Source organism: Streptomyces sp. NPDC005202 (assembly GCF_040608235.1).
Classification (GTDB): domain Bacteria; phylum Actinomycetota; class Actinomycetes; order Streptomycetales; family Streptomycetaceae; genus Streptomyces.
Map to the genome: position 1 here is coordinate 53,183 of NZ_JBEXHW010000016.1, position 12,571 is coordinate 65,753.

The following is a 12,571-nucleotide window of genomic DNA, read 5'->3' on the forward strand; positions in this document are numbered from 1 at the left end:
GTCGCTGGCCCGGCAGGGCGGGGCACGCGTCAGCCCCGCTCGTGGTGACCACCACGTCGCTTGCTCCGGCCAGGGCATCGGTCAGCTGCCGCGGGGTACGCCCGTCCGAGGCCCGCCGGAGGGGAGCCTTTCCGGTTTCGACCGGGAGGGCTACAAGCGGGTCCGAAGCCGGTAGCCGCGCGCTGAGTAGACGAGCGCTGGCTCAGGCGCCGGCCGCGCCCAAGGCTCTGGATGACCGACGCTCGCCGGCCTCGAGCACGTCACCGCCACCGGGGCCTGGGACACGCAGGGCCGGTAGCGGCGCCGCCCGGGACGCGAAGGACCGGCAGCGGCGCCGTCCGCCGGCCGCTGCACCTTGCGTACCGCCGACTTTCACATTGGCTCCATCCGACCCTTCCCTGCCGTTTGGTGCTCTTGGAACACTCGCTCCGCGCGCATTCCGTCACGTCCGGCCATCCGTGCGCCAGGATGAGAGGTCCCTCACCCATGCCCGAAGTCAACCGGCGTCGATTCCTCCAACTCGCGGGCGCCACCACGGCCTTCACCGCGCTGTCCAGCAGCATCGAGCGCGCCGCCGCGCTGCCCGCCCGTCACCGCACGGGGTCGATCGAGGATGTCGAGCACATCGTCGTCCTCATGCAGGAGAACCGTTCCTTCGACCACTACTTCGGCACCCTCAGAGGCGTCCGCGGCTTCGGGGACCCGCGCCCGGTGACGCTGCAGAACGGCAAGCCGGTCTGGTACCAGTCGGACGGCACCAAGGAGATCCTCCCCTTCCACCCCGACGCCGACGACCTGGGGCTGGCCTTCATCCAGGACCTCCCGCACGGCTGGAACGACGGGCACACCGCCTTCGACCAGGGCAGGTACGACAAGTGGGTGCCCGCCAAGTCGTCCACGACGATGGCGTACCTGACCCGCGACGACATCCCGTTCCACTACGCGCTCGCCGACGCCTTCACCATCTGCGACGCCTACCACTGCTCGTTCATCGGCTCCACCGACCCCAACCGCTACTACATGTGGACCGGATACACCGGCAACGACGGCCAGGGCGGCGGACCGGTCCTCGGCAACGAAGAGGCCGGCTACAGCTGGACGACGTACCCCGAGCGCCTGGAGAAGGCCGGCGTCTCCTGGAAGATCTACCAGGACGTCGGCGACGGGCTCGACGCGAACGGCAGCTGGGGCTGGATCCAGGACGCCTACCGGGGCAACTACGGCGACAACTCGCTGCTGTACTTCAAGCAGTACCAGAACGCCCAGCCCGGCGACCCGCTGTACGACAAGGCCCGCACCGGCACCGACGCCCGGAGGGGCGAGGGGTTCTTCGACCGGCTCAAGGCCGACGTGAAGGGCGGCAGGCTGCCGCAGATCTCCTGGATCGTCGCCCCCGAGGCCTTCACCGAGCACCCCAACTGGCCCGCCAACTACGGCGCCTGGTACGTGGCCCAGGTGCTGGACGCGCTCACCTCCGACCCGGAGGTGTGGGCGAGGACGGCCCTGTTCATCACCTACGACGAGAACGACGGCTTCTTCGACCACGTTGTGCCGCCGTTCCCGCCGGCCTCCGCCGCCCAGGGCAAGTCCACGGTCGACGTGGGCCCCGACCTGTTCAAGGGCGACGGCAGCCACGTCGCCGGCCCGTACGGGCTCGGCCAGCGGGTGCCGATGCTGGTGGTCTCCCCGTGGAGCAAGGGCGGGTTCGTCTGCTCGGAGACGCTCGACCACACCTCGGTCATCCGGTTCATGGAGCGCCGCTTCGGCGTGCACGAGCCGAACATCTCGCCCTGGCGGCGCGCCATCTGCGGCGATCTGACCTCGGCCTTCGACTTCTCCCGCAAGGACACGAGGCCGGTCGCCCTGCCCGACACCGCCGGCTACCGGCCGCCGGACCACGACCGTCACCCCGACTACGTGCCGACCCCGCCGGCCCACCCCGTCCTGCCCCGGCAGGAGCGCGGCCTGCGTCCCACCCGCCCACTCAAATACGCGCCGGTGGTCGACGGTTCGGCGGACGCGGAGGCCGGGAAGTTCACGCTGACCTTCGGCTCCGGGGCGCACGCCGGTGCCGCCTTCCTCGTCACCTCCGGCAACCGCACCGACGGGCCGTGGACCTACACCACCGAGGCCGGCAGGACCATCTCCGACACCTGGAACTCGGCGTACTCGGGCGGCTCCTACGACCTGACCGTGCACGGCCCGAACGGCTTCCTGCGCGTCTTCAAGGGCCCCGGCAAGGCGGCGGGTCCCGAGGTCACCGCCCGGCACGTCGGCGACGACGTCGAGCTGACCTTCACCAACAAAAGCTCCGGCACGGTGCAGTTGAAGGTGACGTGCGGCTACGGCGGGCACACGAAGGCGGTCAGGGTGCGGCCCGGTGCCACGGTGAAGCACCTCTTCGACCTCGGGTCGAGCAGGCGTTGGTACGACCTCTCCGTCACGTCCGAGGCCGATCAGACGTTCCTGCGGCGATTCGCCGGACATGTCGAGAACGGGCGTCCGGGCGTGAGCGACCCGGCCATCGTGACCGGCTGAGGGAGTCCGCGTGTTGATTGCTTTCCGGCCGACGCGCGGTAGTGTGCCCCGGTGACCACGCATTCGAACACACCTGCAGGCTGGTACCCCGATCCTCATGGGGCGGCCCAGACGCTGCGCTACTGGGACGGTTCCCAGTGGACCGAGCACACCCATGCCGGCCAGCAGGGCCAGGCCGCGCCGCAGGTACCTCCGCAGCCGGCCGGTCCCGACCCGCGCGTGCAGCGCCAACAGCAGGCCGGGGTCGCACCGAACGGCCCCGGCGGGGGCTCCCTGTTCAGCGAGCCGGTGCTGGTGGTGAACCAGAAGGCCAAGCTGATCGAGCTGACCAACGAGTACAAGGTCTTCGACCAGAACGGCAACCAGATCGGCGCGGTCACCGAGGTCGGGCAGAGCGCGCTGAAGAAGATCCTGCGGTTCGTCTCCAGCCTCGACCAGTTCATGACGCACAAGCTGGAGATCCGTGACGCCTACGGCCAGCCGCAGCTGCTGCTCACGCGGCCCGCGAAGTTCTTCAAGTCGCGGGTGATCGTGTCGCGTCCGGACGGACAGGTCGTCGGCGAGATCGTCCAGCAGAACGTCTTCGGAAAGATCAACTTCGCGATGAACGCGAACGGCCAGCAGGTCGGCGCGATCAAGGCGGAGAACTGGCGCGCCTGGAACTTCGCGATCGTCGACCACGCCGACAACGAGGTCGCCCGGATCACGAAGACCTGGGAGGGCCTGGCCAAGACGATGTTCACGACCGCGGACAACTACGTCCTGCAGATCCACTACCAGCTGCCCGAGCCGCTGCTGAGCCTCGTGGTGGCGACGGCGCTGACCGTCGACACGGCGCTCAAGCAGGACTCGCGCGGGCTGGGCTGAGGGACGGTCACAGCGCGGTGAGATGCCCCGGCCCGGGCTGCCGGGGCAGCAACGCCGGTTCCTGCGACGTCGATTCCGGCTCCAGGGCCAGGACAGCGGCCACGGGGTGCGCCTCGTGGCCGTCGTGCTGTGCGGGCTCCGCAGGCGCCGGCTGAGGCATGGCCCGGGACAGCAGCACCACGCCCCAGGCCGCGAGGCCCGCTGCGGCCAGTGCGAGCAGGACGCCCGCCGCGCCGCCCTGCAGTCCCTGGCCGAGCAGCGTCAGCCCGATCACCGCGGCGGCCACCGGGTTCGCCAGCGTCACCACCGCGAGCGGGGCGCCCAGGCCGCCCCGGTAGGCGGTCTGCGACAGCAGCAGCCCGCCCGTGGCGAAGGCCGCCACGAGCAGCGCCACCATGATCACCCGCGCACTGAGCAGCGGCCCCGAGTGGTTTGTCGCGGCCACGGTGACGGTCTGGGTGAGCGCCGAGGCGACCCCGGAGGCGACGCCGGACGCGGTCGCGTGCCTGAGGCCCGGCCGTGCTCCCGGCCGGGACAGCGCGCCGATGAGCACGGCGGTGGTACCCGCGACGGCCAGCGCCTCGGCCGGGCTGAGCACCTGCTCGGGCGCGGGCCCGGACGCCGCGACGAGGAGCGCGCCCAGCCCGAGGAGCGTGAACGCGGTACCCCGCCACTCGACCCCGGTCACCCGCCGCCCGGCCATCCGTGCCCCCATCGGTACGGCGGCCACCAGCGTGAGCGCGCCGAGCGGCTGCACCACGGTGAGCGGACCGTACTTGAGGGCCACGACGTGCAGCAGCGCCGCCGACCCGTTCAGTGCCACGGCCCCCCACCAGGCGCCGGAGCGCAGCAGCCGCAGGATTCCCGTCCCGGCGTCGCGGGAGGCGAGCCGCTCCTGGGCGACGGCCGCGGCCGCGTAAGCGACGGCCGAGACCAGCGACAGGACCACGGCGAGGAGGGCGGCGCTCATCGGCCGACCCCCACGAGGACGTTCTCCTCGGCCGGTACGAGCCTGTTCCGGCCGCGCCCGGCGGTGGTCGCCGTGCGGTGCGGCAAAGGGACCACCGCGAGGGCGTGGCCGAGCAGTGCCGTCGCCACGATCGCGTCGAGCCAGTACTGGTTCGCCGTGCCCACGATCACCGCCAGCGTCAGCAGCGGATGCAGCAGCCACAGCCAACGCCACCGTGACCTGGTGGCGACGATCAGGCCGATCGCCACCATCAGCGCCCAGCCGAAGTGCAGGGACGGCATCGCCGCGAACTGGTTCGACAGGTGGTCGCTGCGCGGCGGCCCGTACACCGAAGGGCCGTACACGCGGGCGGTGTCCACCAGGTGCGCCGCGGCGAGCATGCGCGGCGGGGCGAGCGGGAACGTCAGGTGCAGCACCAGGGCCGCGGCCGTGACCGCGGCGAGGGCCCGGCGGGCCCACACGTAGTGCGCCGGGCGCCGCAGGTACAGCCAGACCAGGAAGGCGGCGGTGGCCGGGAAGTGGACGGTCGCGTAGTAGGTGTTCGCGACGTGCGCCAGGGTGTCGCCGTGCAGCAGCAGGGACTGCACCGCACCCTCGCCGGGCAGACGGACCGCTCGCTCCAGGTCCCACACGCGGTGCGCGTTGCGGAAGGCCTCGCCGGTGTGGCCCGTCGCCAGCTGCCGGCCGGACTTGCAGACGAGGAAGAGTCCCGCGACGAGCAGGAGTTCGTGGATGAGTGGGGGCCGCGCTATCGCGTCGGGCTCCGCTTCGGCGGCCTCGGTTCGGGCATTCATCCCCGGTCCCCTCGCTGACGGTGATGCGTGTGCTGGTACCTGGCCGAGCCTGGGGCTCATGCGGACAGGATCGATACGGTACCGTACCGATACGTCAGTGTACCGATACGGTTGCGTACCGGTACACTGACGTATCGATGGATGTGCGCCACACTGGAGAGCGGGCCCTCGGGGCCCTCGGACACGAGCGAGGAGAAGCGCGATGACGTCGCAGGCCGCGGACGGACCGGAGACGGTTGTCGCCTCGCGCCGCTCCAAGATCACGCCCGAGCGCGAGCAGGAGTTCTTCGACGCAGTGCTCGACCGGATCCGCGAGTGCGGCTACGACTCCGTCACCATGGAGGGCATCGCCGCCAGCACGCGGTGCAGCAAGTCCACGCTCTACCGGCAGTGGAAGACCAAGCCGCAGTTCGTGGCAGCCGCGCTGCGGTCCAACCGCCGGTCGCGCTTCGCCGGCATCGACACCGGTTCGCTCGCCGAGGACCTGCGCCAGGCGGCGCGGGCCGCGGGCGAGTGGTCGGGCAAGGACACCAAGCTCCTCCAGGCGCTCGGGCACGCGATCATGCGGGACAAGGAGTTGCAGCGGGCGCTGCGCGAGACGCTCGTGGAGCCGGAGATCGCCGCGCTGAAGGAGATCCTGCGGCGCGGGGTCGAGCGCGGGGAGGTCCGAGCCGACCATCCGGCGCTGGAGTACGTGCCGGCGCAGATGCTCGGCGTCCTGCGCGTACGGCCCGTCCTGGAGGGGGAGTACGCCGACCCGGACTACCTGGTCCGGTTCGTGGAGGCCGCTGTGCTGCCGGCGCTCGGCCTCACCTGAGACTCAGGTGCGCCGTCCACGGGATGACTGGACGGTCACCTGTCCGCGCCGCACCGTGGGGACGGGGGCGGCGCGCACCCCCCGGCCGGGTGGGGTTCCTCTGGAGCGGAGAGGCGCCCCACCCGGCCGACTCGTGTGCGGGGCGGATCACACGTTCTGGCCGCTGCCGCCGCCCGAGGACACCGTGATGCCCTTGGTGATCTCGTCGATCACGGACAGCTTCTGCCCGACGTCCACGCCGAAGCGGACGACGACCAGCTGCTTGGAGTCCGCGGGCGAGGGGAAGGCCAGCGACTCCACATAGCCGTCGGCGCCCTTGCTGGTGACCGCCTTCCAGCGGACCAGGTAGCCCTTCTGGCCGGCCACGGTCACCGCCCTGGAGGCCAGCACCTGGTGCGAGCTGATCCCGCCGTAGGTCTTGCCGCCGTAGGACTCCTGGGCGTTCGCCGAGATGTCCGCCTTCGCGACCTCCTCGGCCGTGCTGCCCTCGGTGCCCAGCGCCAGTGCGGGTGCCGAGTACGCTCCGCCCTTCGTGCAGGTCTGCGAGGTGTCGCCGGGGCACTTGTAGGAGTCGTCCGACGTGACCTGGGCGCCCACGGTCAGTTGCCGGCCGTACCAGCCGTCGGGGATGGGCAGGCTGATGCCGCTGACCGGGTCGGTCACCGCGCCGCTCCTGATCTTCGGCGCCTCGGACTGGCCCGGCGAGGGCGACTGACCGCTGGAGCCGCCGGAACCGCCGGAACCCCCGGGGCCGCCGAAGGGGCCGCCCTGTCCGCCGGGCTTCTCCTGTCCGCCCGGGCCCTGCTGGGAACCGGCGCGGTTGCCGCTGGCGCCGTTGTCCTTGGTCAGCGCGTACACGCCGACACCGATGCTCGCCAGCACCGCGGCGGCCACGGCGACGGCGATGCCGGTGCGTAGACCGCGGCGCGGGGCGGCCGACGGCTGGGCGGCATACGCCGGATGGGCCGGATGGGCCGGATGGGCCGGATAGGCCGGATGGGCCGGATACGGACCGGCGGCCGGCGGCTGCGCCGGGGGACCCCATACGGCGGCCGACCCGGCGGGGCGGGTCTGGTCCGTCCATGCCTTACCGTCCCACCAGCGCTCGGTGGCGGGGCCGTCACTTGTCTGGCCGGGGTCGGGGTACCACCCGGGAGGAGTCACCTGCGTCATGCCCCCACCGTATGGGGCCTCGGTGAAAGCGGGATGAGAGGGCCCGGCCCTGCCGGCACGGACTGGGCCGGCACGGACTGGGGCGGCACATCACTCCAGCACCAGCCGCACCGGTCGGCGCGCGGCGGGCGGGGGCAGCCGCAGGCCGCCCCGGCCCGGAGTGAGCGAACCGAGCACGCTGGGACGGCGGGCGCCGGTGCTCGTCGGTTCGGTGGCCGGCAGGCCGTGCGCCGTCAGGAAGCCGAGGACCGCGAACGCGTAGGCCTCCTTGGCCTGGGAGGGCAGTCCCAGTTCGTCCGAGGTGCGCAGAGGCACGCCCGGCAGTTCGGCGGCGAGCATCCCCATCAGCGTCGGGTTGCGGGTCCCGCCCCCCGAGGCGATCACCTCCGTCGCGCCCACCGACCGCACGGCGTCGGCCACCGTCCGGGCCGTGAGGCGGGTGAGGGTGGCGACGACGTCCTCGGCGGTGAGCCATCCGAACCCGGCCAGCGCGTCCTGCAGATACCCGAGGTGGAACAGCTCCTTGCCGGTGGTCTTGGGCGCGGGCAGCGCGTAGTACGGCTCGTCGAGCAGCCGCCGCAGCAACGGTTCGTGGACGGTGCCCGCGGCGGCCAGGGCGCCGTCGACGTCGTAGGCCAGGCGCCCGCCGCTGAATCCCCGGGCCGCCGCGTCGACCAGGGCGCAGGCCGGCCCGGTGTCGAAGGCGGTGCCGTCGGGCGCGGTGAGGTTGGCGATGCCGCCGAGGTTGAGCGCGACCGGGGTGCCCGGCCGGCCGCGCAGCCACAGCAGGTCGACGAGGCTGACCAGTGGCGCGCCCTGGCCGCCGGCGGCGATGTCCCGCGGGCGGAAGTCGGCGACGACGGGCAGCCCGGTCGCCTCGGCGATCCAGGCGGGCTGCCCCAGCTGGAGCGTGCCGTGCGCCCGGCCGCCGTCCACCCAGTGGAAGACGGTCTGCCCGTGCGAGGCGACCAACTCGGCCCGCTCGTCGCACAGTTCACGGTTGGCGCGCGCGGCGGCCGCCGCGAAGGCCTGCCCGATGCGGGTGTCGAGCCGGCACACCTGGGCCAGCGAGGTCGCCGCCGGGGGCAGCGCAGCTGCCAGCGCCTCCCGCAGCTCCTCGTCGTACCGCTCGCTGATCATCCCGAGCGGCCTGAGCACCAGGCTGTCGCCGACGAGGCTCAGGTCGGCCGCCGCCGCGTCGACGGCGTCGTACGACGTCCCGGACATCAGGCCGATCACCCGCACCGGTCAACGCTCCTTTCCCACGGGGCCGCCGGCGAGCGCGAGCACGCTCACCGCGCACGTGGCCGCCGCGTAGTACGCGGGGACGTCGACGTTTCCGGTCCGCTCGACCGCCTCCGTGACGACGATCCCGGCGCAGCCCGAGAACACCGCATTGGACAGGGCGTAGGCAAGTCCCAGGCCCGTGTGGCGCACGCCCGTCGGGAACATCTCCGACAGCATCGCCGGGCCGGGCCCCGCCATCAGCCCCACGACGGCGCCGGCGGTACCCACCGCGATCCCCTTCACGGTGGGGGAAACGCCCGGGGCCTGAAGAAGGTTGAGCAGGGGCACCGCCAGCACCACCGCCAGCACGGCCCCCGTCAGCATCACCGGCCGCCGCCCGACGCGGTCGCTGAGCGCTCCGGCCGGGACGATGGTGACCGCGAACCCCAGGTTGGCGAGCACCGTGGCCGTCAGCGCCTGGCGGAAGCCCGCGTGCAGCGTGCTCTGCAGATACGACGGCAGCACGACCAGGAAGGTGTAGCCGGCCGCCGCCCAGCCCATGACGCGGCCCGCGCCGAGGGCGACGGCCCGCACGACCTGCGACGGAGGCGGGCTCGGCAGCTCCCGCTCCCGGCAGAAGGGCGGCGTCTCGTCCAGCCGCAGCCTCAGCCACAGCGCCACGAGCCCCAGCGGCAGCGTCAGCAGGAACGGCAGCCGCCAGCCCCAGCCATTCAGTTGATCCTCCGTCAGCAGCGTGCCGAGCAGCGCCGCCACGCCCGCGCCGCCCAGCAGCCCCAGCGCCACCGTGAACGACTGCCACGACCCGTACAGCCCGCGCCGGCCCGGCGGTGCGAACTCCGTCATCACCGACACCGCTCCGCCGAACTCCCCGCCTGCCGACAGACCTTGGACGGCGCGCAGCAGTGTGAGCAGCCACGGGGCCGCCGCGCCCACCGTGTCGTACGTCGGCAGTGCGCCGATCAGCGTCGTCGCGCCCGTCATCAGCGCGATGACCAGGATCAGCACCGGCCGCCGTCCGATCCGGTCGCCGAGCCGGCCGAACAGCGCGGCACCGACCGGCCGGAAGAAGAACGCCAGCGCGAAGGCCGCGTACGTGCGCACCAGGGCCTCGGCCGCGTTGCCGCCCTCCGGGGTGAAGAACCGCGCCGCGATGACGGTGGAGAGGAATCCGTAGACCCCGAACTCGTACCACTCGACGAAGTTGCCCACGGAGCCCGCGACCAGGGCCCGCACCGACGACGTCGTCGAGACGGTCCGCCGCCGGGGCGAAGTCGGCTCTTTTTCAACGCCTGTTGACATCTCACACCTTTCACCCACGCAGGTCGCGGACCCGCCGCGTCGCCCGCCCGTACCCCCGTCACCCGTCATGGCAACAGGTACCCGGACCGGCCTCCACTTCGGCAGCCCGACGACTAGGCTCAAGGTCTGTACGTCGTTCGGGCGACTTTGGGGAGGTAGCGGGATGACGGAGGCACGGCCGGGTGCGGCCGCCTCGGCTTCCCTGTGGGAACGCGACGAGGAAGTCGGCGCCGTCCTGCGCGCGGTCGACACCCTGTGCGCCGACCGCTCTTCCTCGGGAAGCCTGCTGGTCTTCCAGGGCGAGGCGGGACTGGGCAAGACCGCCCTCCTGGCCGAGACGCGCCGCATCGCCGAACGCCGCGGCTGCACGGTGTGGCGGGCGCGCGGCGGCGAGACCCTCAGGTCCGTCCCCTTCAACGTCGTACGGCAGTTGCTGCAGCCCGCGCTCATCTCGCTGATGCCCGAGGAGGCCCGCGAGTACCTCGGCGACTGGTACGACATCGCCGGCCCCGCCCTCGGCATCGCGGAACCGGGCGACCGCCAGGCGGACCCGCAGGGCGTGTGCGACGGACTGGTCGCCGCGGTGTGCCGGCTGGCGGGGCGCGAGTGGCCGCTGGTGCTGCTGATCGACGACGCCCACTGGGCCGATCAGGAGACGCTGCGCTGGCTCGCCGCGTTCGCCGAGCGCCTCGACGACCTGTCCGTGCTGGTCGTGGTGGCCCGCCGGCCCGGCGAGGCCGGCGGCGTCAGCGCCCGCCACCTCGAGGAGGTCGCCGCCGCCGCGGGCGTGAGCACCCTGAGCGCCCTGACCCCGGACGCGACCGCGGGACTCACCCGCGCCACCGTCGGCCCCCACGCGGACGACCCGTTCTGCCGCGAGGTGTGGGCGGTCACCGGCGGCAACCCCTACGAGACCGTCGAACTGCTCGCCAAGGTGCAGGACAGCGAGCTCGAACCGGTCGAGGCCCAGGCCGGCGAACTGCGCGCCCTGAACCGGTCGGCCCGTGGCGGCGGTCTCGTCGCCCGCCTCGAGGGCCTCGGCATCGACGCCACCCGGTTCGCCTGGGCCGCCGCCATCCTGGGAACCGGCATCTCCGTGGACCTGGTCGCCCGCCTGGCCACCATGGGCCGCGACGACGCGCTGCGTTGCGCCGAACTCCTGCGCAGCACCCGCATTCTCACCGAGCCCGACCCGTCGAACGCCCCGGCCGGCGGCGACCTGGAGTTCGTGCACCCGCTGATCGCCACCGCCGTCTACAACTCCATCCCGGACGCCCTGCGCACCGCCATGCACGGCATCGCCGCCCGGCTGGTCACCGACTCCGGTCTCGGCGCCGCCGCAGCCTCCCGGCACCTGCTCCAGGTGCACCCGGACGACGACGAGGAACTCGTCGAGCAGCTGCGCCAGGCCGCCCGCGAGCACCTCGCCGTCGGCGCCCCGGACGCGGCCCGCCGCTGCCTGGAGCGGGCCCTGCTGGAGCCGCCGATCCCCGAGGTCCACGCGCGCGTGCTCTACGAACTGGGCTGCGCCACGCTCCTGACCGCGCCCGCGACCACCATCGAGCACCTCCGGACCGCGCTGAGCATGCCCGGCCTCGACAGCGACACGCGCGTGGACGCCGTCTGCCGCCTGTCCCAGGCCCTGCTCCACAACGACCAACTGGAGGAGGCCGTCCGCACGGTCGAGGCGGAGGCCGCCCGACACGCCGGACCCACCCGGCTGCGGCTGAAGGCCGTGCAGTACATGTGGGAGGGCCTCCACGCCGGCGAGGCCGGCTCGCCGGACCGCTCCGAGCGGCTCGCCGAACTCGCCGCCGGCTGCACCGGACGCGACAACTCCGAGCGCGCCCTGCTGATCCTGCGCGGCTTCGACGCCATGGCCCGCGGCGAGAACGCCGAGGAGGTCGTCCACCTGTGCGACCGCGCCCTCGTCAACGGCCGCCTCGCACCCGGACTCGGCTGGACCGACACCGAGTGGGGCATCGAACTGCTGCTGATGCTGGCCGGCGCCTACGCCTACAGCGACCGCCTCGACCGGGCCGAGGCCCTCTACACCGAAGCCCTGCGCGCCTACGAGTCCGCCGGCTGGAGCGGCGGCCACCTCGCCCTGGCCCACGCCTACGTCGGGCTCGGGCACCGCAGGCGCGGCCGGCTGAGGGAGGCGGAGACGGCCCTGCGCGAGTCGCTGCGGATCGCCGAGCGCGTCGGCCGCGGCCTGCCCCTGTACTGGACAGCGACCTGCAACCTCGTCGACACGCTGCTCGCCCGGGGCCACGTCGAGGATGCCTGGGCGGTCGCCGAGCAGTACGGGTTCGCGCCGCCCTACCCGTCCACCATCGTGATCCCCGACCCGCGCTCCGTGCGCGGCAGGCTGCTGCTCGCCGTCGGCCGCACCAAGGAGGGCATCAACGAACTCGAGGCCGCGGAGAAGGCGGCGGCCGCCCGCGGCCACCACAACCCGGTGATGGTGCCCTGGGCGGTCGACCTCGCCCGGGCACTCGCCACCGAGGACCCGGCCCGCGCCGGCCGGCTCGCCACCGACGTCCGCCGTCAGGCCGAGCGCTTCGGCACGGACACCGCCATAGGCGAGGCCCTGCGTTGCGCCGCCGTCCTGGAGACCGGTCAGCGTGCGGTCCGCCTGGCCGCCCGGGCCGTCGCCTACCTCGAGGCCTCACCCTGCCAGTACGAACACGCGGCCGCCCGCGTCGAGTACGGCATCGCCGCCCGCTCGGTCGCCGAACTCAACCGGGGTCTGGCGCTGGCGCGTTCCTGCGGCGCGGACGAGCTGGTGACGCAGGCGCAGGAGGTGCTGGAGACGGGGCGTGGGCTGCGGTAGGTGCCCGGAGCGGACCTGACGCCACGACC

General features: G+C 73.0%; 9 protein-coding genes. 4 read left to right on the forward strand and 5 right to left on the reverse strand.

The window, feature by feature from the left end:
• Positions 1–486: 486 nt before the first annotated feature.
• Complete coding sequence (locus tag ABZV31_RS22650) at positions 487–2,538, forward strand: phosphocholine-specific phospholipase C (protein WP_355896693.1); 2,052 nt, start codon at positions 487–489, stop codon at positions 2,536–2,538.
• A gap of 51 nt (positions 2,539–2,589) precedes the next feature.
• The gene (locus ABZV31_RS22655; protein ID WP_355896696.1) at positions 2,590–3,405 is read left to right on the forward strand and encodes a phospholipid scramblase-related protein; all 816 of its coding nucleotides are present in this window, start codon (positions 2,590–2,592) and stop codon (positions 3,403–3,405) included.
• A 7-nt stretch (positions 3,406–3,412) separates the two neighbouring features.
• Here ABZV31_RS22655 and ABZV31_RS22660 read toward each other — a convergent pair whose 3' ends face one another.
• Both ABZV31_RS22660 and ABZV31_RS22665 read right to left on the reverse strand, forming a co-directional pair.
• Complete coding sequence (locus tag ABZV31_RS22660) at positions 3,413–4,375, reverse strand: hypothetical protein (RefSeq protein WP_355896699.1); 963 nt, start codon at positions 4,373–4,375, stop codon at positions 3,413–3,415.
• Positions 4,372–5,169 carry a phosphatase PAP2 family protein gene (locus ABZV31_RS22665; RefSeq protein ID WP_355896701.1) on the reverse strand — a complete coding sequence of 266 codons (798 nt, stop codon included), beginning with the start codon at positions 5,167–5,169 and terminating at the stop codon, positions 4,372–4,374. The genes ABZV31_RS22660 and ABZV31_RS22665 overlap by 4 nt, the downstream gene beginning before the upstream one ends.
• 202 nt (positions 5,170–5,371) lie before the next feature.
• Between ABZV31_RS22665 and ABZV31_RS22670 the strand changes: the two genes are divergently transcribed.
• Entirely contained in the window at positions 5,372–5,986 is a 615-nt protein-coding gene (locus ABZV31_RS22670) for a TetR/AcrR family transcriptional regulator C-terminal ligand-binding domain-containing protein (RefSeq protein WP_355896703.1), read from the forward strand.
• Between the two features lie 147 nt (positions 5,987–6,133).
• Here the strand turns inward: ABZV31_RS22670 and ABZV31_RS22675 are convergent, their stop codons facing one another.
• The 3 genes from ABZV31_RS22675 to ABZV31_RS22685 all read right to left on the reverse strand — a co-directional run bounded on the left by ABZV31_RS22675 (position 6,134) and on the right by ABZV31_RS22685 (position 9,706).
• A complete protein-coding gene (locus ABZV31_RS22675; RefSeq protein WP_355896706.1) occupies positions 6,134–7,159 on the reverse strand; it encodes a DUF2510 domain-containing protein in 1,026 nt (341 codons plus the stop codon).
• Positions 7,160–7,249: 90 nt separating this feature from the next.
• Positions 7,250–8,404 carry an anhydro-N-acetylmuramic acid kinase gene (locus ABZV31_RS22680; RefSeq protein WP_355896709.1) on the reverse strand — a complete coding sequence of 385 codons (1,155 nt, stop codon included), beginning with the start codon at positions 8,402–8,404 and terminating at the stop codon, positions 7,250–7,252.
• A 3-nt stretch (positions 8,405–8,407) separates the two neighbouring features.
• Positions 8,408–9,706, reverse strand: coding sequence for an MFS transporter (locus tag ABZV31_RS22685; protein WP_355896712.1), 1,299 nt, complete (start codon positions 9,704–9,706; stop codon positions 8,408–8,410).
• Between the two features lie 163 nt (positions 9,707–9,869).
• Between ABZV31_RS22685 and ABZV31_RS22690 the strand changes: the two genes are divergently transcribed.
• The gene (locus ABZV31_RS22690; protein WP_355896715.1) at positions 9,870–12,542 is read left to right on the forward strand and encodes an AAA family ATPase; all 2,673 of its coding nucleotides are present in this window, start codon (positions 9,870–9,872) and stop codon (positions 12,540–12,542) included.
• Positions 12,543–12,571 lie beyond the last annotated feature (29 nt).

Excerpts from the sequence above, each read along its gene's own strand:
- ABZV31_RS22650 (WP_355896693.1), top strand. The coding sequence starts at position 487 with ATGCCCGAAGTCAACCGGCGTCGATTCCTCCAACTCGCGGGCGCCACC.
- ABZV31_RS22660 (WP_355896699.1), bottom strand. The coding sequence starts at position 4,375 with ATGAGCGCCGCCCTCCTCGCCGTGGTCCTGTCGCTGGTCTCGGCCGTC.
- ABZV31_RS22665 (WP_355896701.1), bottom strand. The coding sequence starts at position 5,169 with ATGAATGCCCGAACCGAGGCCGCCGAAGCGGAGCCCGACGCGATAGCG.
- ABZV31_RS22670 (WP_355896703.1), top strand. The coding sequence starts at position 5,372 with ATGACGTCGCAGGCCGCGGACGGACCGGAGACGGTTGTCGCCTCGCGC.
- ABZV31_RS22675 (WP_355896706.1), bottom strand. The coding sequence starts at position 7,159 with ATGACGCAGGTGACTCCTCCCGGGTGGTACCCCGACCCCGGCCAGACA.
- ABZV31_RS22685 (WP_355896712.1), bottom strand. The coding sequence starts at position 9,706 with ATGTCAACAGGCGTTGAAAAAGAGCCGACTTCGCCCCGGCGGCGGACC.
- ABZV31_RS22690 (WP_355896715.1), top strand. The coding sequence starts at position 9,870 with ATGACGGAGGCACGGCCGGGTGCGGCCGCCTCGGCTTCCCTGTGGGAA.